Genomic DNA, 22912 nt, shown 5'->3' with positions numbered 1-22912 from the left:
ACCATAGGAAGCAACCAGTCGGTGAGGTGGTTACGGCTCATGGCGAATGGAACGGACAAGCTGATGCTGATCGACGGCAACAGCATCATTTATCGCGCGTTTTTCGCGATTCCGCCGCTGACGAACAGCAGCGGACTGCAGACGAACGCGGTGTACGGCTTTACGACGATGCTCCTCAAGGTGCTCGAGGAAGAGAAGCCGACCCACATCCTCGTCGCCTTCGACGCGGGCAAAACGACGTTCCGCCACGAAGGTTACGCGGAATACAAAGGCGGCCGAGAGAAAACGCCGCCCGAGCTCTCGCAGCAGTTTCCCGTGCTGAAGGAGCTCATCCGGTCGTTCTCGATTTCCCAGTACGAGCTGCCGGGATACGAGGCGGACGATATCATCGGAACGCTGTCCCGCTTGGCGGAGGAAGAGGGCCGTCAAGTGGTCGTCGTGTCCGGCGACAAGGATTTGCTGCAGCTCGCCTCGGACAAGGTGACGGTGCTCCTCACCCGCAAAGGCGTCAGCGAGGTGGAGAAGTACGCCCCGGAGGACGTAAACGAGAGATACGGCCTTACGCCGGAGCAGATCATCGATCTGAAAGGCCTCATGGGCGATCCGAGCGACAACATCCCGGGCGTGCCCGGCGTCGGCGAGAAAACCGCGGTCAAACTTCTGCAGGAATACGGCTCGGTCGAGAACGTGCTGGACAACATTCCGAATTTGAAGGGCAAGCTGCGCGAAAATATCGAAAACAACGTAGAGAACGCGAGAATGAGCAAACGTCTGGCGACGATTTTCCGGGAAGTGCCGTTGGACCGGACGGTCGACGACGTCGCCTGGAACGGTTACGATGCCGCGGCTTTGGCGGCCGCCCTTCGCAAGCTGGAGTTCAAGTCGCTGATGGAACGGCTCGATCTCGGCGGCGCGGATGGCGCCGTCCGGGACGGCCGGGAGGCGGCTGAGGTCTCCTACGAAACGGTCATCCTCGGCGACGGCGCGGACGGCTGGGACGAGTTGGCCTCGGCGCTTCCCGCCGCCGAAGCGCTGTTCGTCGAATCCTCCGGCGACAATCCGCACCAGAGCGAAGGCATCGGACTCGCGATCGCGGCGGGTTCGCGCTGCTTCGTGCTGGCTTACTCGCAACTCAAATCGCCGCAAGCCGAAGCGCTTCTCGCCTGGCTGTCCGATCCGGAGGCGCCCAAAACCGGATATGACATGCACCGCGCGGAACTCGTGCTCGCGTTTGACGGCGTCAAGCTGGGCGGCCAGTCCTTCGACGTGCAGCTCGCCGCTTATTTGCTCGACCCGACCGAGGCGGATCCTTCGCTCGGGGGATTGCTCCAGCGGCACGGGATGCCGTCCGTTCCGTCGGACGAGTCCGTCTACGGCAAAGGCGCGAAATTCCGCGTACCGCCGATGGAGGAGCTGGCCGCCCATCTCGCGGCCAAAGCGGATGCCGTCCGCCGGCTGAAGCCGCTGCTTACGGAAGAGCTGGAGAAGCTGAACATGCGCGAGCTCTATTACGAGCTGGAGCAGCCGCTCGCCAAAGTGCTCGCGGGCATGGAGCTGCAAGGGATCAAGTGCGACGCAAGCACGCTACGGGAGCTGGGCCATGATTTCCAGAACCGGATAGAAGGAATCATGGCGGACATCTACCGCCAAGCCGGAACGGAATTTAACATCGGTTCGCCCAAGCAGCTCGGGGAAATCCTGTTCGAGAAGCTCGGCTTGCCCGTCATCAAGAAGAACAAAACCGGCTATTCCACCGACGCCGAGGTGCTGGAGAAGCTGGAGCCCTATCACGAAGTCGTCCGGCTCATCCTGCACTACCGCCAGCTGGCGAAGCTGCAATCGACGTATATCGAAGGGCTGCTGAAGGAGATCCGCGAAGAGACGGGCGGCAAGATCCACACCTATTACCGTCAGACGATCGCCGCCACGGGACGCTTGTCCAGCCAATATCCGAATCTGCAGAACATCCCGATCCGCCTTGAGGAAGGCCGTCAGATCCGCAAGGCGTTCGTACCCTCGGAGCCGGGCTGGCGCATTCTGGGCGCGGACTATTCGCAGATCGAGCTTCGCGTGCTCGCGCACATTTCCGGAGACGAGAGGCTGAAGGAAGCGTTCCTGCAGGAGATGGACATCCATACGAAAACCGCGATGGACGTCTTCGGCGTGCCCAAGGATCAGGTCGACGCGAACATGCGCCGTTCCGCCAAAGCCGTTAATTTCGGCATCGTCTATGGCATCAGCGATTACGGGCTTTCCCAGAACCTGAACATCACGCGCAAGGAAGCCGCCGCCTTTATCGAGCAATATTTCAGCGTATTCCAGGGAGTCCGCAGGTACATGGACACGATCGTGGAGCAAGCCAAGCAGGACGGCTACGTGACGACCTTGCTCGGACGCCGCCGTTATCTGCCGGATATCCGCGCCTCGAACTTCAACTTGCGTTCGTTCGCGGAACGGACGGCGATGAACACGCCGATCCAGGGAACGGCCGCCGACATCATCAAGCTGGCCATGGTCCGCATGGACGAGGCGCTGCGCGAGAGAGGGCTTCGGAGCCGCATGCTGCTTCAGGTTCACGACGAATTGGTGTTCGAGGTGCCGGAGGAGGAGCTCGAGACGATGAAGGTACTCGTCCCCCGGGTGATGGAATCGGCTTTGGAGCTGGACGTTCCTCTCAAAGCGGACGTAAGCTTCGGCACGAACTGGTACGAAGCGAAATAACCCATACGCGCAAGCGATCGCCCGATCCCCGCCGTACCGGCCGCGAATCGGGCGATTTTTCTGCCGGCCTGTCGGTTACTCGATCATCGATCATACGTTTCCGTTCATTTTTTGCCAACCATGCAACCTTTGCCCATTCGTTCCCGTCAAAAAGACGTGGATTTGTACAGAAGAAGGGAGAGGTTTTCAGGGTGAAAACAAGCAAATCGTTCGGAGCGGACAAGAAACGCACGCTGCTCGCGCTGTCGGCTGCCGCCTTGCTGATGGTGTCTGCGCCTGCCGCGGCATTCGCGGAGACGTCCGCGGGCACCGCGGCGGCAGCGGAAAGCGCCTCGGGGCAAGACCCGGCGAAAGCGGTGACGGTCAATACCGCGGTAACCAAGGAGAAAGCCGAGTCGCTCGCCCGCGGTTACGTGAGCATTCCGAAGGATTTCAAGCTGCAGAACGTCAACTTGTACACGCAGCTAGACTTGACCAACCGCCGCAACGTCTGGAATTTGAACTTCAATAAGACCGTGAACGGCACGGCCAAGGGGAACATCAGCGTCAGCATCGACGCGGACAACGGGGATCTGCTCTCTTACCAAGCGTTCATCGACAACCCGAACGCCAAGCCTTCTTACCCGCTCAAAGTCAACCGGGATGCGGCGAAGCAAGCGGCACTCTCGTTCATCGGCCAAGTTTCGCCCAAGTACAAAGATCAGATCCGTTTCGACGAAGATTTCGGCGCCGACGCGAAGCCCCCGTTAACCGGACTCATTCGCCATTCCCTGCGGTTCGACCGCGTCGTCGGCGATATTGCTTACATGGACAACTACATCGATGTCGAAGTCGACAGCGAAGGGCATGTGCTGAGCTACAACGTCGTTTGGGACGGAACGATCGATTTCGGACCGCTGAAGCCCTCCTTCCCCTTGCAGGAAGCGACGGCCAAATTGCGCGCGGCCGCCGTTCCGGAGCTCGCGTACGTCGTTCCTTACCGGTCGAATTCGCCGATTCAACCTCTTCTTGTCTACACCATGAACCCCGTGACGATCGATGCCGTTTCCGGCGAGACGGTCGCTCCTCCGGTTTCGCAGAGCACGGCTGACGCTCCTCTGGCTGATCGGCCTTTATCCGCCGAGCCGGCCGGGGGGCTTAATCTGACCCGCGAAAAAGCCGAACAAGCGGTCAGGGCAGCGTTTCCGATTCCGGACAACGCGACGCTTGCGAACGCCAGCTATAACGAAAACAAGGACGAGAGGTCGGGGACGGTATCTTCTTCGTGGAACCTGGCGTGGACGCTGAAGGATGGGGATAAGGAAGTCGGAAACCTTTACGCCGCCGTCGACAGTGAAACCGGAACCGTTCGCAATTTCGGACAATACCGGTATCAACCGTTAAGCGGGCAAAACGCGGGAAGCCGGACCTCCTATTCGGATGCAAAGGCCAAAGCCGCGGACGTCGCCAAGAAGCAGCTGCCTTGGCTGGCCGACCAATGGTATGCCGTGGAGCCTGACGCGAAAGAAATCGAGCAAATGGACAAAAATCCGGATCTGAACGCCTACTCGTTCGGCTTCGTGCGCAAAGCCGGGGGAGCCCGGATCGCTTCCGACAATCTGCGCATCGACATCGACGCCCATACCGGCAACGTGCAGAATTACTGGGCGGAAGTTTCCTCCATCGACTATCCGGAGCAAACGCCCGCAGTCATCAGCAAAGAGCGCGCTCTCGACGCTTGGATGAAAGCCTACAAAACGGAATTGACCTACGTGACGGAAACGTCCTACCTCTACGGCGGCAAACCGATTCCGATCGACAAATACAAGCTGATGCTCGCTTCCGGCGAATTGTCGGGCGAAGGACAGGTGAAGACCGAGCAATCGGTGAAGCTCGTCTACCGGCTGGTGCCCAAACCGTTGGAAGAATCGCTCCTGGTTGACGCCCGGACGGGTCAATGGCTCAACGCGGAGACGGGCGAGGTTACCGAGCTCGTCAAGGCGAAGCCGACCGATATCGAAGGGCACTGGGCCCAGCGCGAGCTCGAGCTCATGGTTGCTTATCACGCCCTTGACGTCGCGGACGGCAAAGTGCGGCCGAATCAGGTGATCACGCGGGGAGAATTGATCAAAATGCTCGTGCTCGCCATCAACAGCGGTCGTCCTCCGATCGTCTTCACCTCCGGGTCCGCGTCCGCCGCTTTCGCCGACGTTGCCAAGGAATCCGCGTACTATCCGTACGTGCAGAACGCGCTCTCGCAGAACTTGATCGATATCGGCGACGGCACGTTCAATCCAAACGGTAAAGTGGATCGCGAAGAGATGGCCGAACTTATCGCGAGGGCACTGGGCTACAATTCGCTCGCCGAGCACGATAACCTGTTCAACGTGACGTTCCGCGACGCGGCCGAGACGAAGCAAAAAGGGCAAGCGGCGATTGCGGTGGGGCTCGGCATCATGACGTTAAGCGGAGGCAAATTCCAGCCTGCCCGCGAAGTGACGCGCGCGGAAGCGGCATCCGCGTTCTCCCGGTTCCTGTCCGTGCGCGCGGAGCTTCAGGAAGCGCCCCTTCGCAACGGCTGATCGCCCGCAAAACGACAATCGCGGCGGATGCTATCCGATTGGAAGTATGGATTCTGTATAACCTTTAATCTCCGAACGGCCGGGACAAGGTGGTCCCGGCCTTTGTCATCCGCTATAATGGAACCATTGCAGACTTGAGAGAAGGTGTATGACGTTGCCGGAACTGCCGGAGGTGGAAACGGTCCGCCGCACGCTGGATACGCTGATTCGCGGAAAAACGATCGAGCGGGTGACGGCGAGCCTTCCCCGCATTTTGCAAAAACCGGACGATCCCGCCGCGTTCGCGGCGATGCTGGAAGGACGGACGTTCCGTTCGGTCGAACGGCGGGGGAAATTCCTGCGCCTGCTGATGGACGGGCTGACGCTCGTCTCCCACCTCCGCATGGAAGGAAGGTATGGCTTGTATCGACGGGAAGACCCGGTGGAGCCCCACACGCACGTCATCTTCCATTTCACCGACGGTACGGAGCTGAGATACAAGGACGTCCGCCAATTCGGCACGATGCACCTGTTCGCTCCGGGAGAAGAATGGACCGCGCCGCCGCTGAATAAACTGGGACAAGAGCCGCTCTCGGACGATTTCACGCCGGAGTCGTTCGCGAAGGCAATCAGCCGCCGAACGACCAAAATCAAACCGTTGCTGCTGAACCAGGAAGTGATCGTCGGCCTCGGGAACATCTATGTGGACGAAGCTTTGCATGCCGCCGGCATCCATCCCGAACGTTCGGCGGAGTCATTGTCCCGCAAGGAGAAGGATCGGCTTTACTATGCCATCGTGGATACGCTAAGCGCGGCCGTCGAAGCGGGGGGCTCCTCCGTGAAATCGTACGTGAACGGCCAAGGCGAGATGGGCATGTTCCAGCATCGGCTGAAGGCGTACGGCCGGACGGGCGAACCTTGCCTGACTTGCGGGCGGCCCATCGAGAAATCGGCGGTGGGCGGCCGGGGCACGCATGTGTGCCCGTCGTGCCAACGCGCTCCGCGCGGCACGCGCCCCGTTCCGCAAGCGGACCGGCGGAATGCGGTCAAACGCCGTCTGGACGGACAAGGCTGAGCGCGCTTGCCGTTGTCCCCCTGGGGAGAACGGGGCATTCGCCCGATTCCCTGCATAGGATGGTTTAGAACATCATCCGGGGGGTAACGGCATGCTGGCTTCGATCTCTTCGCTGATTCTGCTTTCCTTCGCCGTCAGTCTCGACGGCTTCGGGGTCGGCATCACGTACGGCGTACGCAAAATCAGGATCCCGCTCCCGTCCGTCTGGATCATCTCGATCTGTTCCGGATTCGTCATCCTGCTCTCGATGGTGGCTGGCACGCTGCTCGCCCGATGGCTTCCGCCTCACGGGGCGTCGGCCGTCGGAGCCGTGATTCTGATCGGAATCGGCGTCTGGGCGCTGGTCCAGTTCGTCCGGGGCGGAGAATCGGACGATTCCGGGACTGACGCCTCCGGGCCGAAGACGGGGAGAACGGGGAAGACAGGGGTAGCGGAAACGCCGGAGAATAGGCAGGGTCAGGTTCCCGTACGGCGGGAGCTCTGGACGCTCGAAATCCGGCAATGGGGCATCATCATCCAGATTCTCCGCACTCCTTCGGCGGCCGATATGGACCGTTCAGGCACGATTTCCGCCGGCGAAGCTTTCCTTCTCGGCACGGCCTTGTCGCTTGACGCTTTCGGGGCGGGAATCGGCGCCGCGATGGTCGGTTTTCCTCCTCTGCTTACTGCGGCGCTCATCGCCTTTTCAAGCGGTTCCTTCCTCTGGGTCGGCACCCGTGTCGGATTCCGCGTTTCCGGTTGGAAATGGGTGCGGCAGCTGACCGTGCTGCCCGGCCTGATCTTGATCGCCATGGGACTATTCAAATTGTTATAGAGGAAGATGGACATGAACATCGGACTTACGGGAGGGATCGCCACCGGGAAGAGCACCGTGGCGAACCTGCTCGCCCGCCGGGGCGCGCTGCTCATCGATCTGGACCGGATTGCCCGGGAAATCGTGGAGCCGGGCATGCCGGCGCTGGACGCGATCGCCCGGCATTACGGACAAGCCATTCTTCAGCCAGACGGTACGCTCGACCGCAAGAAGCTGGGCGCCATCGTGTTCGCGGATCCCGCTCAGCGGAAAGCGCTCGAGCAGATCACCCATCCCGCCATCCGCGCGGTGATGAAAGAGCGGATGGATTCGAGCGAACGGCAGCATCCGGAGCGGCTGACGGTCGTCGACGTCCCCCTCCTCTACGAATCCAATCTCGTGTCTTATTTCGAGCGGGTAATGGTCGTTTACGTCCCGCGCCGCGAGCAGCTCCGGCGGCTCATGGAGCGGGACAAGCTTGCGGCCGAAGAAGCGGAGAAGAGGCTGGCTGCCCAAATGGATATCGAGGACAAGAAGGTTCGCGCGGATTACGTCATCGACAACAGCGGCAGCTTGGAGGAAACGGAGCGTCAAGTCGACCGGTTTTGGCGGGAAATGGGGCTCGCATGAGCAAGCGGAAGAAATCGGTTTGGAATCGCAAACGCTTGTTTCTGCTTGGCCTGATTGTCGTGCTGGCCGCTTTGTTCATCCGTTCGGAATGGATCGGCCGGTTGATTTACCCGGTGTCGTACGCCGAAGAGATCCGGCAGAATGCGCGGCTTTACGGGCTCGATCCGCTGCTGATCGCCGCGATCATCCGCGTGGAGTCGAATTACAAGGAAAACGCGGTTTCGCCGAAAGGCGCGATCGGGATCATGCAGCTCATGCCCGATACGGCGGCCTGGATCCTGAAGCAGGATCGGTTCGGGGATTTGACGGTGGCGGATGCGGGAAGCCGCGCCGATGCAGGCATCCGGCTGGGCTCTTGGTACGTGAAGGAGCTGAGGCGACAGTTCGGGGACAACCTCCCCGCCGTGCTGGCCGCTTACAACGCGGGTCCCAACCGCGTCAGAAAGTGGATGGAGGACAAGGTATGGGACGGCAACGAAAGCACCGTGCAGAACATTCCTTACGGAGAGACTAGACATTACGTCCAGCGTGTGATGTATTATTATAGGAAATACCAAGAGATCTACGATGAATGGGACCGAACGGACTAAGCGCCGTTCTTTTCGGACGGATAGACGTTTCATGGAATGGTCGGAGATAAACTTCTGCCGAGGCCTCTCGGGGACAAACGAAGAGGAAGCCTTGAAGCGGCAGGCTCCAAAGCTTCCCTTTATCTAAGCCTTATAGCAAGCGTTAGCGGTTGGCACCGAATTGACCGGCAAGTTGCTGCTCCGCGATTTGGACCAATTGGCGGGTGATGTTACCCCCGATTCGGCCAGCGTCTTTCGTTAAGATGTTTCCGTAGTAGCCATCCTGAGATAGCGTGACGCCGAGGGATTGCGCCACTTCATACTTCAGTTGGTCCAGCGCTTGGTTTGCCTGCGGCACAACCAGCTGGTTATTGCGGCGGTTCGACATGTCTCTTCACCTCCTTGCGGTTGGTAGTCGTATTGTGTCCGTTTCCGCAAGTTTCATGATAGGAGAGAACTGGTAACCCAAAATATTTTTCTTATGCATGCAAGCTTTGCGAAAGGAGTTCCTTCCATCCATGAAATGTCCTTACTGCGATTACAGCGGAACCAAAGTGCTCGATTCCCGGCCGGCCAACGACAACAAGTCGATCCGCCGGCGCCGCGAGTGCGAGAAATGCAGCCGCCGCTTCACCACGTTCGAGACGGTGGAGGAAACCCCCTTGGTCGTCATCAAGAAGGACGGAAGCCGGGAGGAATTCAGCCGGGACAAAATCCTGCGCGGCTTGCTTCGGGCCTGCGAAAAAAGGCCCGTTTCCGTCGGACAGTTGGAGGTCATCGTCTCCGACGTGGAGCGGGAGGTGCGCAATACCGCCTTGGCGGAGGTGGAAAGCCGGGTGATCGGGGAGCTCGTCATGGAGATGCTCTATCCGGTCGATGAGGTCGCCTATGTACGCTTTGCCTCCGTGTACCGGCAATTCAAGGACATCAACATGTTCCTGAAGGAACTGAACGGACTCATCAACAAACACGGCATGTGAATTCCGCACGTTTAGAATAACCGGTGTTTGTTGCGTTCATGCATGTGCCACGGCCGTTTCCGCGAGGGAACGGCTTTTTTCAATGAATAACGGGAACCTTGTTGCAGCGACGCGCCGTCGACGAAACCCGTAAGGAAAAAATTACGAACAAGAAAACGCTTGCAAGACAGGATTCGACATGCTATATTGGCATCAGAAACCGATTTCTTTTTTTTCGATGATTCAGAAACCGGTTTCTGCAACTGAGATTGAAGGTGAATTCATGAAGCCGACGATTATGCAGGTGGCGGAGCGGGCGCAGGTGTCCAAAGCGACAGTATCCCGCGTGCTCAACCGCAATCCCCAGGTGAAGGAGGACATCAAGGAGAGGGTCCTGAAAGCGATCGAGGAGCTGGGTTACCGGCCCAGTGCCATTGCGAGAAATTTGGCGACCAGCAGGTCCAATATGATCGGCCTCATTCTTCCCGATATCACCAACCCCTACTTCCCGGTTCTCGCCAGGGGGATCGAGGATGCTGCGCATCGGCTCGGCTACGCCCTTTTCATCAGCAACACCGACAACGATCCGAAGCTGGAGCTGGAGTACATCCACAAAATGGTGGAGCAGCAAGTCGGCGGCATTGTGCTCATTTCCGCAAGTTTGGATGAAGAGGCCGTACACGATTTGACCAGCTTGAAGACGCCCATCGTCCTTTGCGACCGGTTGATCGATGGCGCGCCTTTCGACGCGGTACTCATCGACGACTACAGAGCCGCATACGAGGCTGTACGCTTCCTATCGTCACAAGGGCATGTCCGGATCGCCCATATGGCCGGACCGAAGAACATCCAATCGGCTGAAAACCGTAAACGGGGTTACCTGGATGCGATGAGGGATGCCGGGCTGGAGCCTTTCGTCAGCGCGGGTTCGTTCCATTACGAATCCGGCTTGCACCAAATGGACGCGGTCATCGAAGAATACAGGCCGACGGCGCTGTTCGCGGCGAACGACCTGGTCGCGCTAGGGGCGATTCAACAAGCCCAGCGAAGAGGATTGCGGGTGCCGGACGATATCGCGGTAATCGGATGCGACGACATTCCGTTCGGCCAGATGTCGAGTCCCGCGCTAAGTACGATTTCCATTCCCGTTTACCAGATCGGCGTTACCGCGGTACAACTGCTGGAGGACAGAATGAAGGGGGGGAAGCCCGGCACGAGAAACGTGATATTGGAACATAGGCTCATACACAGAGAATCGTGTGGCGGGGTGGAGCGAAAATGAGTGCTGAGATCGTAGTGGTGGGCAGCTTAAATATGGATATGGTGGTCAGCCTGGACCGCCGACCGGAACGCGGAGAGACCGTTCTGGGTTCCGATTTCTTCATGAACGCAGGCGGCAAAGGGGCCAATCAGGCGGTTGCCGCACGGAAGCTGGGCGCGACCGTGGCCATGATCGGCAAAGTCGGCTCCGATGTGTTCGCGGATCAGCTTTTGGCCGGCTTGGAATCGACGGGCGTCGACTGCAGCCAGATCGAGAAGGTGCCTGGAGCAGCGACGGGCGTGGCTTTCGTCACGCTGGATCCGGAAGGAGACAACAGCATCGTCGTCGCGCCGGGCGCCAACCGCTTGCTTAAGCCGGAGGATATCCGCGCGCGGGAGGAAATTATCCGGCAGGCCAAGGTGCTCATGGTTCAGCTGGAGGTTCCGCTTGAGACGGTCAAAGAAGCGATCGTCATCGCCAAGCGGCACGGCGTGCTGGTCCTGCTGGATCCCGCGCCGGCGCAGCCGCTCCCAGCCGAGCTCCTCGGCATGGTCGATTATATCGTGCCGAACGAGAAGGAAATCGTCCAGCTGACCGGCGTACGCGTGACCGATCAAGTCACGGCGAAAATCGCGGCCGTGGAGCTGCTGAGGAAAGGCGTTTCGACGGTCTTCGCCAAACTCGGGGAGAAGGGAGTCGTCGTCGTTGGCGCGAACCGGACCTTCTTCGTCGAGCCCTACGAAGTGGAGGCGGTAGATTCCACCGCGGCGGGCGACGCGTTTGCCGGCGCTGTGGGAACCGCGATTGCCGGCGGCAAGGACGTTTGGTCGGCGGCGAAATTCGCTTCGGCGATCGGCGCGATCACGGTCACGCGCAAAGGAGCGCAAGCTTCCATGCCGGACTTGGCGGAAGCCGAGCTTTTTATGAAGAAGCAAGCGCATCATCAAGGATAAATCAGAGGAGGACTTTGCCATGTCAACCAAAAAGCTCAGCGTATTCGGGATTCTCATGCTCTCCATTGCCTTGATTCTTGCCGCTTGCGGCAAATCCGGCGACTCCGGCAAATCCGGCGGTTCCGGCAATTCAAGCGATATCAGCGCGCTATATTACGTGAATGGCACGCTCGGCGACAAAGGCTTCTTCGACTCGGCCGAAGCCGGTGTCCAGAAGGCCGTCAAGGAGCTCGGCATCCAGGCCAAAACCGTCGAGGGCGGCAACAATCAAGCCGATTGGGCGTCGGGACTGGAATCGCTGGTTGCCAGCAAGAAATACAATGTCGTCGTCGTAGGTACGAGCCAAATGGTCGATATCGTGAAGGATTTGGCTAAACGTTATCCCGACGTGAAATTCATTTTCTTCGACGACACGATCAAGGACGTACCGAACGTTTACTCCATGTTGTATTCCCAGAGCGAGGGCTCGTTCCTTGCGGGCGCATTCGCCGCCTTGGTCACGACCAGCACGGAGCTTAAAGGCGCGAATCCGGACAAAGTGATCGGTTTCGTGGGCGGCATGGATATCCCGATCATCAACGACTTCAAGGCCGGCTATGAGCAAGGCGCCCAATACGTAGATAAGGATGTCAAGGTTGTCGCTTCCTACGTCGGCGATTTCGCCAATGCGCCGAAAGCGAAGGAACTGACGCTGGCCCAGATCAATTCGCAGAAAGTGGACATCTCGTTCAACGTGGCCGGAGGCGCCGGTTTGGGCCTGCTTGAAGCGGCCAACGAGAAGGGCGTCTATTCCATCGGGGTCGACATGAACCAGAACCCCCTCTATCCGGGCAGCGTGCTCACTTCGATGCTGAAGAACGTCGACGTTTCCATCTTCCGCGCCTTCGATCTGATGAAGAAGGGCGAATTGAAGTTCGGAACCACCGAAGTGCTCGGCCTTAAGGAAGGCGGCGTCGGTTTGGCCAAGGACGACCTCTATCAGAAATACGTTCCGAAATCGATCCAAGACAAAATGAAAGAAATCGAGGACAAGCTGTCGAGCGGCGAGATCAAAGTCAAATCGATCCTGTAAACAACCGGCAGAGGGGCGGGGCCAACCTCGCCCCTTTTAGCCCGAAAAGTTTGAATGGGGGCTCCCCCAAAAGTAATCGGAATCAACGCCGGAGCATCACGTCACTTTTGGGGGGAATAGGAAAAGTCACTTTTCGGGGAATATCTCAATTTTTTCCGCGGCAGGGGGGATGGATATGCCGATATTGCTAGAGATGAAAGACATCCACAAAGTGTATCCCAATGGAACCGCAGCCAACCGGGGAGTCGATTTAACCGTTCACGAAGGCGAAATCCATGCCTTGGTAGGCGAGAACGGGGCCGGCAAATCCACTTTGATGAAAATCTTGTTCGGGCTCGAAGCTCCGACGAGCGGAACGATCGAATACAAAGGAAAACCGATGGTCTTTAACGGGCCGAGGGATGCCATCAAGCAAGGGATGGGCATGGTTCACCAGCATTTCATGCTGGCGCCTTCCCTGACCGTGTCGGAAAACATCGTGCTCGGCGAAGAGCCGAAGAAGGGCCCGTTGTCGCTCTTCCGGGACCGGGTGAAGGAACGCGCGGAGGTTGACCGCCTGATTCAGGCATACGGCCTGAAGGTCGATCCGCATGCGAAAGTCGAGACGATCCCGGTCGGGCAGAAGCAGAGGGTCGAAATCCTGAAAGTGCTGTACCGGGGAGCCAAGCTCATCATTCTCGACGAGCCGACGGCCGTCCTTACGCGAGGGACATACCATCATCTTCATTACGCATAAGCTGCGCGAGGTCATGGAAATTTCCAACCGCGTGACCGTGCTGCGCGCCGGGAAGTCAATCGCTACGCTGCTCACGAAGGAGACGAACCGGGAAGAGATCTCCAGGCTGATGGTCGGCCGGGACGTTCTGTTCCGCGTGGACAAGCGGCCGGCGGAGCCCGGGGAGACCGTGCTCTCCGTGCGGGGTCTTCGCGCGGCGGACGATAAAGGCTCGCCCGCTCTGAAGGGGGTTTCCTTCGAAATCAGGGCGGGAGAAGTGCTCGGCATCGCCGGCGTCGAAGGCAACGGCCAGACGGAGCTGGTCGAGACGCTGACCGGACTCCGGAAGGCGGATTCGGGAGAAATCCGATACCTGGGCGGGGATTTGATCGGCCGAAGCGTGGCGCAAATCCGCCGCATGCAAATCGGACATGTCCCGGAAGACCGGCAAACCTCGGGGGCTTGTCTCACGTCCACGATCGCGGAAAACCTGATTTTGGACCATTATCGGAATCCCGATTTTAGGTGGGGACCCTTTCTTCATAAAAAGAAAATCAAGAAGTTCGCCCAAACGATGATGGCAACGTTCGACGTCCGGGCGCAGAGCGAGGAGACGCTCGCCGGCGCCTTGTCCGGGGGCAACCTGCAGAAGGTCGTCGTGGCGCGCGAGCTGTCGAAAAACCCGAAGCTGCTCATCGCCTCGCAGCCGACCCGCGGGGTCGACATCGGCGCGATCGAGTTCATCCACCGCGAAGTGATCAAACGCCGGGACGCAGGAGCGGCCGTGCTGGTCGTCTCCGCGGAGTTGTCCGAGGTGATGGCGCTCAGCGACCGGATCGCCGTTTTCTACAACGGGGAAATCGCCGCCGTCCTGGACAATACGCCCGACCTGACGGAACAGGAGATCGGCTATTACATGCTCGGCATTAAGAAACAAGGGCAGGAGGCGGCAGCGCAGTGAAAACGTCCAAGGCACTGTATTTGGAAGTGGGAGGCATCGTCGCTGCCGTTGCGGCGGCGCTCGTCTGCGGGTTCATCGTCATTCTGCTGACCAGCAGCGAACCGTTTGCGGCCATCGGCTCTTTCCTGATCGATCCGTTGTCGAACCCGTTCAATATCGGAACCATTCTGAACAAAGCGGTTCCCCTCATCTTGACCGGCCTTTCGATGTCCGTCGTTTTCCAATCCGGAGTGTTCAGCATGGGGGCGGAAGGACAGCTGTACGTCGGAGCGTTCGTCGGCTCGCTCGCGGCCGTGTATTTGCCGGGTCTGAATCCTTGGATCCACCTCCCGCTCGTTCTCGTCTGCGCGATTCTGGGGGGAGCGTTGTTCGCGGCGATTCCGGGACTTATGAAAGCCTACCTGAACGCAAACGAAATCGTCACCACGCTGATGCTGAATTTCGTGGCGATCCTGACCACTTCGTATTTGGTCAACAACCCTTTCAAATCGCCGGACGGCGGAGGCTACGCGAGAATGGAGCTGATCGGCAAGGACATCCTGCTGGGCAAATTCATTCCGGGCATGCCGGTGCACGCCGGTTTCCTGATCGCGCTTGCTGCCGTTGCCGCGGTATTCGTCCTGATGTACAAAACGCCGCTCGGCTACGAGCTGAGGCTGGTCGGGAAGAACGGCCAATTCGCCCGGTACGGCGGCATCGCGACCCGCAAAATCGTCGTGCTGACGATCATGATCAGCGGAGCCTTGGCGGGCCTTGCCGGCATCGTCGAAATTCTCGGCATTCATCAGACGTATAAGGACAATTTCTCGGCCGGCCTCGGCTTCGACGGGATCATCATCGCGCTGCTCGCCCGCAACCATCCGATCGGGGTGCTGATCTCGGCTCTGTTGTACGCCTACATCCAGGTAGGCGCGCAAACGATGCAGGCAGGCAGCGACATGCCGAGGGAAGTGGCGGTCATCATCCAGGTCATGCTGGTGCTGCTCGTGACCGCGCAGGCGATTTTCGCTTACATCAGACAAAGATACGCGCATTCCGGAACGAAGGCGGTGAAGTAGATGGTATGGCAGACCGTTTGGAACCAGATAGCGGACCTTTCGCTCATAGCGGTGCTTCTCCGCTTGATGACGCCGATCTTGCTGTCCGCATTGGGTGGATTGATCTCGGATATCGGGGGCGTCATCAACATCGGCCTGGAGGGGCTGATGCTGCTGTCCGCATTCACCTCGATCGCCGTCGGCGCGGGGACGGGCAGTTGGGTGCTCGGCGTGTTGGCCGGCGTAGGGGTGTCCGTGCTCGTCAGCTACGGAATGGGCTTCTTTTCCTTGAAGCTGAAGGTCGATATCATCATTGCCGGCTTCGCGGTAAACATTTTCGGATCGGGCTTTACCATCTTTCTGATGAGCAAGCTATACGGTTTGACGGGCAACTACACGCCGATCGGCGCGCCGAAAATCCCGGTGATCGACATTCCGGTATTGGAAGGCGTCCCGGTGCTTGGTCCCTTGCTGAGCGGTCATAGTCTGATGGTATGGATCGCGCTGCTGTCCGTTGTCTTCTGCGTTATCCTCATCTACCGCACGCCTTACGGAGTCCATCTCCGCTCGGTGGGCGAGGCGCCCTATGCCGCCCAGTCGCTCGGCATCCCGGTCAAACGCGTGCAATATTCCGCGCTGGCTTGGAGCGGCGCGTTCGCCGGCCTGGCGGGAGCGTTCCTGTCTAACGGTCTCACGAACATGTTCGTCAAAGACATGACCGCAGGCACCGGTTTCCTGGCCCTGGCCGTCGTGCTGCTCGGCAACCGGAATCCGGTGGGCATTCTCATCGGGTCGCTCATTTTCGGTCTGGCCAGCGCGCTGTCCACGATCGTGCAGACGGTACCGGATTCGCCGGTTCCGAGCCAGTTCATTCAAATGATCCCCTACGTGGTGACGATTGCCGCGCTTGTCTTTTTCGCCTGGAGGAACAAACGTAAATTCGCTGCAACGGTATAGGTGACGGGGAGGAAACGTTAGCATGGGGACGGATGACAGAAGGAAAATCATCATCGATTGCGATCCGGGACACGACGACGCCATCGCGATCCTGCTGGCCGTCGCCAGTCCCAAGATCGAGCTGGTCGGCATCACGACCGTGGCTGGGAACGCCGAAGTGGACAAAACGACGATGAACGCGCTCAAAGTATGCGAAATCGCCGGATTGCGGGATGTGCCCGTGGCGAAGGGCGCGGGGCAGCCGCTGGTCAGGAGGCGGGAAACGGCCTCCGATATCCATGGCGATACGGGAATGGACGGTCCCGAGCTGCCGGCTCCGACGAAGACGGCCGTCAGCGAACACGCCGTCGATTTTCTCATCCGGGAGCTTCTGGCTTCGGACGGGGATATCACGCTCGTACCGGTCGGGCCGCTGACCAATATCGCGATGGCGATGCGCAAGGAGCCGGCCATTCTGCCTAAAATCCGGGAAGTCGTCATTATGGGCGGGGGGACGTTCGGGAATTGGACGCCCGCTGCGGAGTTCAACATCTACGTCGACGCCGAGGCCGCCAAAATCGTGTTCGAAAGCGGGGTTCCGATCACGATGTTCGGTCTAGACCTGACCCATCAGGCGCTCGCCACGGAAGAGGTGCAGGCTCGGATCAAAGGAATCGGGAACCGGGTATCGGATTTCGTCGTCGAGCTGCTGCAGTTTTTCATGCAGACGTACAAAGAAGTGTTCGGTTTTGACGGAGCACCGATCCATGATGCTTGCTGCGTCGCTTATTGCATCGATCCGACCTTGTTCGGCTGCCGCAAGCTCCGCGTCGATATCGAGACGAAGGGCGAGTTTTCATACGGAATGACCGTCGTGGACATGCTTGGCGTCACGGGCAAGGAACCGAACGCGAACGTCGCTCTGCAACTGGATAGGGACAGGTTCTGGACGATGATGGTGGACACGCTGAACAACTATGCGAAGAAGGTGTGAAGATGGCTGCCGCCAAAATGATTCTCGACGTGGACACCGGTATTGACGATGCGCTGGCTCTGCTGTTCGCCCTTAAATCGGACGAGATCGGCCTGGAAGGCATTACGACCGTATTCGGCAACGTAAGCGCGGAGCAAGCCACCCGAAATACGCTGGCGGTCCTGGAATTGTCCGGAGCGGCGGAGGATATTCCGGTCGCCATGGGCGCCGCCGGTCCCCTCTTCGGGGAATGGGGCGGCACCGTGGAATCGATCCACGATCGCAACGGGATCGGGGGCTACGAGCTCCCGGAGCCGAAGAAGCAAGCGATCGCCGAGTTCGCGCCGGACTTCATCGTCCGCAAGCTGAACGAGCAGCCCGGCGAAATTACGCTCGTGTTCGTTGGCCGGCTGACGAATCTCGCGATCGCCCTGGCGAAGGATCCGACGATCGCTTCGAAAGCGAAACGCCTCGTCCTCATGGGCGGAGCGCTCTACGCGCCGGGCAACGTCACCCCGGTAGCGGAGGCCAACATCTGGGGCGACCCGGAAGCCGCGCACCGGGTGTTCGAATCCGGCATCCCGATCACGATGGTCGGTCTGGACGTGACGATGGAGGCCGTCCTGCGGGACGAGGACGTCAGGAGATTCAAGGAACTGGCGGCCGGTCCCGGGCAGGAGCCGCTCGTCCGGTTCGTCGATGCGATCTTGAAGTACTACTTCGAGGCTTACGAGCAATATAACGGCTGCGTAGGCCGGATTCCGATGCACGATCCGCTTGCCGTGGCGGTCGCCGAGGATCCGAGTCTGGTCGATACGGAGCCGCATTACATCGCGATCGAAACGAAGGGCCGTCTATCGGCGGGCGCTACTTTAAGCGACCGCAGGAAGGCAAGCGCCTTTACCGAGATCAACGCTTCCGTATGCGTGCGTGTCGATCGGGACAGGTTCGTGGACCGATTGTTGAAGGTGCTGGCAGCACAGCCATTATCCGCGCAGATGAGGGGGACCGATTGATGAAACCGATTATTCTGGATGTCGATACCGGGGTCGACGATTCGCTCGCCATCGCGTATGCCGCACATTCGCCGGAGCTTCGGCTGCTCGGCCTCACAACCTGCTTCGGGAACGTCTCCGTAGAGGAAGCCACCCGCAACTCCTTGTACGTGCTGGAGCAGTTGGGACGCGAAGACGTTCCCGTCCATGCGGGCGCCGGCAAGCCGTTTTTCCGCCACAACTTCAAGGGCTATGCCAAGCATGTCCATGGCGAAGACGGATTGGGCGGCGCGCTTGGAGACGCCATGCCGAAAGGAAAGGCAGCCCCGCTTGGCGCGTCCCGCTTCATGGTGGAGCAAGCGAGGCAGTTGCCGGGGGAATTGACCATCATCGCTGTCGGTCCGTTGACCAACCTGGCGCTGGCGGTCATGATGGACCCGGATTTCGCGAGTTTGGTGGGCCGGGTCGTGATCATGGGCGGTGCCGTCACGGTGCCGGGCAACGTGACCGGCCAGGCGGAAGCCAACATCCTCAGCGATCCGGAGGCGGCAGAATTCGTATTCCGCTCCGGCCTTCCGATCACGATGGTCGGGCTCGACGTGACGATGAAGACGCTGCTGCCGCGGAGCCGGCTGCGGGAGTGGCGGGATAAGGACACCAAGCTTTCCCGTTTCCTCGCGGACGCCGCGGATTTCTACATCGACTTCTACGAGCGCGCCAATCCCGGCATCGGCGGCTGTGCCTTGCATGATCCGCTGGCGGTCGGCGTCGTCATCGACCCCACGTTCTGCCGGACGGAAGAGATGCATGTGCAGGTGGACACGGAAGGGCTGCTGTCGACCGGCAGGACGATCGCAGACCGGCGGGCCAAACCGGCCCATCCTCCGAACGCGAAAGTGTGCCTTGAAGTCGACGCGGATCGGTTCCTGGCGCATTTTATGAGCCGAGTCGTATAGGCGTAGGCCGATTTAGAATAAAACGCAGTCAGCATCCCTGGATGCCGGCTGTTTTTTATTTGCGATCCGCCGGACGGAAAGAGCGATTCCGATTGCGTGAAACCGGAGGTAGGGATGGACGGACAAGCCCCGCTTCACCGATGCGTTCGAGAAAGTGGAAGAAGCGAGATGGAAGCTGCACCGGCTGGACGTCCGCCAATGGGAGGCGGACGCGCTTCATTCATGGCAATGGTGGCTGCTTATCGGGCTCACGATCGTTCCCTTGATCGTATGGTGGATCTTCCTCGATAAGAAGAGGGCTTATGAAATCGCCTTGTCTGGCTGCCTGCTCCCGACGGCTGTCCATTTGTGGTATCCTTTTGACAGATGGAATGAGGCCCGTCTTTCGGGTCGGTCGGGAGGCGGCTCATGCTTTTTCGGATGGAAGGGGCGAAGGACGCCGAGTACCACCCGCGCGTCTACGCTTACTATTTCAAGCAATGGAACGGGTTCCGCATGTCGTTTCACCGGCATGATTATACGGAGATCATGTATGTCATCAGCGGCACGTGCCGCGTCGAAACGGAAGCGGAATCGATCGCGCTCAAAAAAGGAGAGTTCATCGTCGTCGGTTACGGAGTCGCTCACCGGCTGCTTGTGGACGATTCCTGCAGGATGCTGAACGTGGAGTTCGGTTTCGTTCCCGGGACGGGAGAGTTTCCGTCGTTGACGGAGCTGGGCGCGGGAGAACGGGCTTTGGGTTCTCTGCTCGCTTCCGCGTCTCCGTATCTGGTGCTCAAAGATCCTGACGAGGTATACCATTCGCTCAGGAGTCTCGTGCTGGAGCTGGACAGCCGGGGCAAGCAGGGCAGTCCCCTGGCGCGGATTCTACTGGCCCAGCTGCTGATCCGGATCGCCAGGCTGCGGGAGGAAACGGCGGCCAGCGGCCTCCAGGCGGATGATCGGTACGTCAGGAAAAGCCTGGAATTTCTGAGGCAAAACTACGATCGCGACATTCGGGTCGGAGACGTTGCCGCGGCGGTGAATTTGCACCCGGGGTATTTGCAGCGGCTATTCAAATCGGCAACCGGGCGAACGCTGGTGGATATGCTGACGTCGATCCGGATGGACAAAGCGAAAATGCTGCTCAAGCAAACCGATATCCCCGTGACGGACGTGTACGAATACGTGGGCATCGGCAGCCGGCAATATTTTCATGCCCTGTTCAAGAAGCATACGGGTCTTACGCCGCTCGAATACCGGGAATCGCCGGAAGCGGAGCTGTGGAATTTCGAATAAGTGAGGATTTTTGACAGCTTGCCGGACAGGAAGTCAGGTTTTTGATAACGCTTCCCCCTTTTCCGCTGTTACAATGGATCTGCAAGCGTGATTGCGGACAGTTAAGGGAAATGGAGGATGGAACATGTCATTCAAAATCGCTTTTATCGGTGCGGGCAGCATCGGGTTTACCCGAGGGCTTCTCCGTGATTTGCTCAGCGTACCGGAATTCCATGGCATCGAAGTTGCTTTTACGGACATCAATGCGCATAACCTGGAAATGGTGACGGAGCTGTGTCGGCGGGACATCCGCGAGAACGGGCTTTCGGTGCCCATTACGGCGACCACGGACCGCCGCGAAGCGCTGCAGGGGGCCAAGTACGTCATTTGCACGATCCGGGTCGGCGGCTTGGAAGCTTTTGCGACGGACGTGGACATTCCGCTGCAATACGGAGTGGACCAATGCGTGGGGGATACGCTCTCCGCAGGCGGCATCATGTACGGCCAGCGGGGCATCGCCGCGATGCTCGACATTTGCAAGGACATCCGCGAGGTCGCGCGGGAGGACGTGCTGCTTCTGAACTACGCGAATCCGATGGCCATGCTGACCTGGGCTTGCAACAAGTACGGCGGCGTCCGCACGGTGGGCTTGTGCCACGGGGTGCAGCACGGGCATGAGCAAATCGCCGAAGTTTACGGTTTGAAGAAAGAAGAAGTCGACATCATTTGCGCGGGGATCAACCACCAAACGTGGTACGTGCAAATCCGCCATAACGGCCGGGATTTGACGGACGGCTTGCTCGAGGCATTCGAACGCCATCCGGATTTCAGCCGGACGGAGAAGGTGCGCATCGACATGCTGCGCCGGTTCGGCTATTACAGCACGGAATCGAACGGCCATTTGAGCGAATACGTGCCGTGGTACCGCAAGCGGCCCGACGAAATCCAAGACTGGATCGACCTCGGAAGCTGGATCAACGGGGAGACCGGCGGATACCTCCGCGTTTGCACGGAAGGACGCAACTGGTTCGAGACCGATTTCCCGAACTGGATGAAGGACCCGGCCCTCAAATACGAGGCAAGCGAGCGCAGCCACGAGCACGGCTCCTATATTATCGAAGGTTTGGAAACCGGACGGGTGTACCGGGGGCATTTCAACACGGTGAACAACGGCGTCATCACCAACCTGCCGAACGACGCGATCATCGAAGCGCCGGGGTACGCCGACCGCAACGGGATTTCGATGCCGGTCGTCGGCGACCTTCCGCTCGGACCGGCCGCGGTGTGCAACGTCAGCATCAGCGTGCAGCGGCTGGCCGTTGAGGCGGCCGTGCGAGGGGACGACTTCCTGCTGCGCCAGGCGTTCATGATGGATCCGCTCGTCGGGGCCGTCTGCAACCCGAAGGAAATTTGGCAGATGGTCGACGACATGCTGATCGCCCAAGAGCGCTGGCTGCCCCAGTACGGCGACGCGATCGCCGCCGCGAAGAAACGCCAGGCCGAAGGGTCGCGTTTGCCGACGCGCGAAGGTTACCGGGGCGCCGCGCGGCTAGCCGTCAAGACGGTGGAAGAAATGCAGCTTGACCGGGAAGCTTCGAACAAAAACGCGGGCGAAGCCGACAAAGGCAAAGAACGCGCGAAGGTTTGACGGGGTTGAAGTGATGTGAAGAAGGCCGGTCCGGCGGAAATTCCGTCGGTACCGGCCTTCTTGGTGCGTTGGCGCGCCTACGGCGAACAGCCAACGCGCAACCTCGCAACCTCGCATGCGCACAACCGCGCAACCTCGCATGCGCACAACCGGGCAACCTCGCATGCGCACAACCGGGCAACCTCGCAACGCAAACCCGCAAACCCCCGCAAACCCGCAAACCCGCAAACCCGCAAAGGTCAAGTCCAATATTGTGTGTAAAATCCCCGGCGGGTTGTCTAACGGATAGATACAACCTTGCTGGTTTGTTTTTCCTTAGCTCTCTTTTGTTCGTAGTAGTCGTTCATTTCAATGTACTTCTTCTGAGAAGCCCACTTCTCGTCCATATCCATCAGTAGAGCTCCGAATAGTCGAAACACCGATGCTCGGTTAGGAAAAATACGGACGACACGTTCTCTACGACGAAGCTCGGCATTCAACCGCTCAACGGCGTTGGTCGTTCTTGTGCGCTTTCGGCAAACAGCGGGCAGCGCCAATACCGCTGTCGCGTCTTCAAAGCCTTCCTCAAGCACTTTCCGAGGATTTTGACTATGGCTCTCCTATTTCTCACCATAGCTTTTTACACAAGTATACGGACTCAACTATTTTTTGGGGTAGATGGAGAGTTATTAATTGTATTTTGGCCTTTAGTTCATGAAAATGAAGCGTATTTGAAAGAAATAACTGTATTTTTGCATTTCGTGCGGCCGAGGCAACATTACTCACCAATCTATCGCGAATAACCCACCACTCACCGACCACCACCGACCAACCACCGACCAACCACCGACCAACGCCGACCAACCACACACCAACGAACGC

18 protein-coding genes and 2 pseudogenes are annotated in these 22912 nt (G+C 59.1%); 18 read left to right on the top strand and 2 right to left on the bottom strand.

Going from position 1 to position 22912, the window contains the following annotated elements:
* Positions 1 to 39: 39 nt before the first annotated feature.
* The 6 genes from polA to GE107_RS24175 all read left to right on the top strand — a co-directional run bounded on the left by polA (position 40) and on the right by GE107_RS24175 (position 8349).
* Positions 40 to 2721: a DNA polymerase I gene (gene polA / locus GE107_RS24200; RefSeq protein ID WP_219644032.1), complete on the top strand. Its 2682-nt coding sequence runs from the start codon at positions 40 to 42 to the stop codon at positions 2719 to 2721.
* Between the two features lie 191 nt (positions 2722 to 2912).
* Entirely contained in the window at positions 2913 to 5282 is a 2370-nt protein-coding gene (locus GE107_RS27325; RefSeq protein ID WP_219644029.1) for an S-layer homology domain-containing protein, read from the top strand.
* A 154-nt stretch (positions 5283 to 5436) separates the two neighbouring features.
* A complete protein-coding gene (mutM, locus tag GE107_RS24190) occupies positions 5437 to 6336 on the top strand; it encodes a DNA-formamidopyrimidine glycosylase (protein ID WP_219644027.1) in 900 nt (299 codons plus the stop codon).
* A gap of 91 nt (positions 6337 to 6427) precedes the next feature.
* The gene (locus GE107_RS24185) at positions 6428 to 7150 is read left to right on the top strand and encodes an MntP/YtaF family protein (RefSeq protein ID WP_219644024.1); all 723 of its coding nucleotides are present in this window, start codon (positions 6428 to 6430) and stop codon (positions 7148 to 7150) included.
* 12 nt (positions 7151 to 7162) lie between these two features.
* Positions 7163 to 7759 (top strand): dephospho-CoA kinase, encoded by a 597-nt coding sequence (coaE, locus tag GE107_RS24180; RefSeq protein ID WP_219644022.1) that lies wholly within the window; start codon positions 7163 to 7165, stop codon positions 7757 to 7759.
* Positions 7756 to 8349, top strand: a complete 594-nt coding sequence (locus tag GE107_RS24175) for a lytic transglycosylase domain-containing protein (RefSeq protein ID WP_219644020.1) — start codon at positions 7756 to 7758, stop codon at positions 8347 to 8349. Before coaE ends, GE107_RS24175 begins: the two co-directional genes overlap by 4 nt.
* Before the next feature lie 142 nt (positions 8350 to 8491).
* On the opposite strand, the gene GE107_RS24170 is transcribed toward GE107_RS24175, so the two are convergent.
* Entirely contained in the window at positions 8492 to 8716 is a 225-nt protein-coding gene (locus GE107_RS24170; RefSeq protein WP_219644018.1) for an alpha/beta-type small acid-soluble spore protein, read from the bottom strand.
* A gap of 130 nt (positions 8717 to 8846) precedes the next feature.
* Between GE107_RS24170 and nrdR the strand changes: the two genes are divergently transcribed.
* The 12 genes and pseudogenes from nrdR (at position 8847) to melA (ending at position 22051) form a co-directional block, all read left to right on the top strand.
* Positions 8847 to 9308, top strand: a complete 462-nt coding sequence (gene nrdR / locus GE107_RS24165; RefSeq protein WP_219644016.1) for a transcriptional regulator NrdR — start codon at positions 8847 to 8849, stop codon at positions 9306 to 9308.
* A gap of 262 nt (positions 9309 to 9570) precedes the next feature.
* Entirely contained in the window at positions 9571 to 10569 is a 999-nt protein-coding gene (locus GE107_RS24160) for a LacI family DNA-binding transcriptional regulator (RefSeq protein WP_219644014.1), read from the top strand.
* Positions 10566 to 11501: a ribokinase gene (gene rbsK / locus GE107_RS24155; protein ID WP_219644012.1), complete on the top strand. Its 936-nt coding sequence runs from the start codon at positions 10566 to 10568 to the stop codon at positions 11499 to 11501. Before GE107_RS24160 ends, rbsK begins: the two co-directional genes overlap by 4 nt.
* A 19-nt stretch (positions 11502 to 11520) precedes the next feature.
* Positions 11521 to 12573 (top strand): BMP family lipoprotein, encoded by a 1053-nt coding sequence (locus GE107_RS24150; RefSeq protein WP_219644010.1) that lies wholly within the window; start codon positions 11521 to 11523, stop codon positions 12571 to 12573.
* 175 nt (positions 12574 to 12748) lie between these two features.
* Positions 12749 to 14249 (top strand): annotated as a pseudogene (locus GE107_RS24145) (ABC transporter ATP-binding protein).
* Complete coding sequence (locus tag GE107_RS24140) at positions 14246 to 15307, top strand: ABC transporter permease (RefSeq protein WP_219644008.1); 1062 nt, start codon at positions 14246 to 14248, stop codon at positions 15305 to 15307. The pseudogene GE107_RS24145 and the gene GE107_RS24140 overlap by 4 nt, the downstream one beginning before the upstream one ends.
* Positions 15308 to 16243, top strand: a complete 936-nt coding sequence (locus tag GE107_RS24135) for an ABC transporter permease (RefSeq protein ID WP_219644007.1) — start codon at positions 15308 to 15310, stop codon at positions 16241 to 16243. It begins immediately after the preceding gene.
* A 22-nt stretch (positions 16244 to 16265) separates the two neighbouring features.
* On the top strand, positions 16266 to 17216 hold the full coding sequence (locus GE107_RS24130) for a nucleoside hydrolase (RefSeq protein ID WP_219644005.1): 951 nt from the start codon (positions 16266 to 16268) through the stop codon (positions 17214 to 17216).
* Positions 17217 to 17218: 2 nt separating this feature from the next.
* Complete coding sequence (locus GE107_RS24125) at positions 17219 to 18211, top strand: nucleoside hydrolase (protein ID WP_219644004.1); 993 nt, start codon at positions 17219 to 17221, stop codon at positions 18209 to 18211.
* Complete coding sequence (locus tag GE107_RS24120) at positions 18211 to 19146, top strand: nucleoside hydrolase (protein WP_219644003.1); 936 nt, start codon at positions 18211 to 18213, stop codon at positions 19144 to 19146. The genes GE107_RS24125 and GE107_RS24120 overlap by 1 nt, the downstream gene beginning before the upstream one ends.
* A gap of 408 nt (positions 19147 to 19554) precedes the next feature.
* A complete protein-coding gene (locus GE107_RS24115) occupies positions 19555 to 20424 on the top strand; it encodes an AraC family transcriptional regulator (protein WP_219644002.1) in 870 nt (289 codons plus the stop codon).
* 124 nt (positions 20425 to 20548) lie between these two features.
* On the top strand, positions 20549 to 22051 hold the full coding sequence (melA, locus tag GE107_RS24110; protein ID WP_219644000.1) for an alpha-glucosidase/alpha-galactosidase: 1503 nt from the start codon (positions 20549 to 20551) through the stop codon (positions 22049 to 22051).
* A 278-nt stretch (positions 22052 to 22329) separates the two neighbouring features.
* Here melA and GE107_RS24105 read toward each other — a convergent pair.
* Positions 22330 to 22626: pseudogene (locus tag GE107_RS24105) on the bottom strand (transposase); the annotation flags it as partial.
* Between the last annotated feature and the right edge of the window lie 286 nt (positions 22627 to 22912).

The sequence above is a fragment of the Cohnella sp. CFH 77786 genome, from assembly GCF_019400745.1.
Taxonomy (GTDB): domain Bacteria; phylum Bacillota; class Bacilli; order Paenibacillales; family Paenibacillaceae; genus Cohnella.
This window is presented reverse-complemented; position numbering and strand designations above follow the sequence as displayed.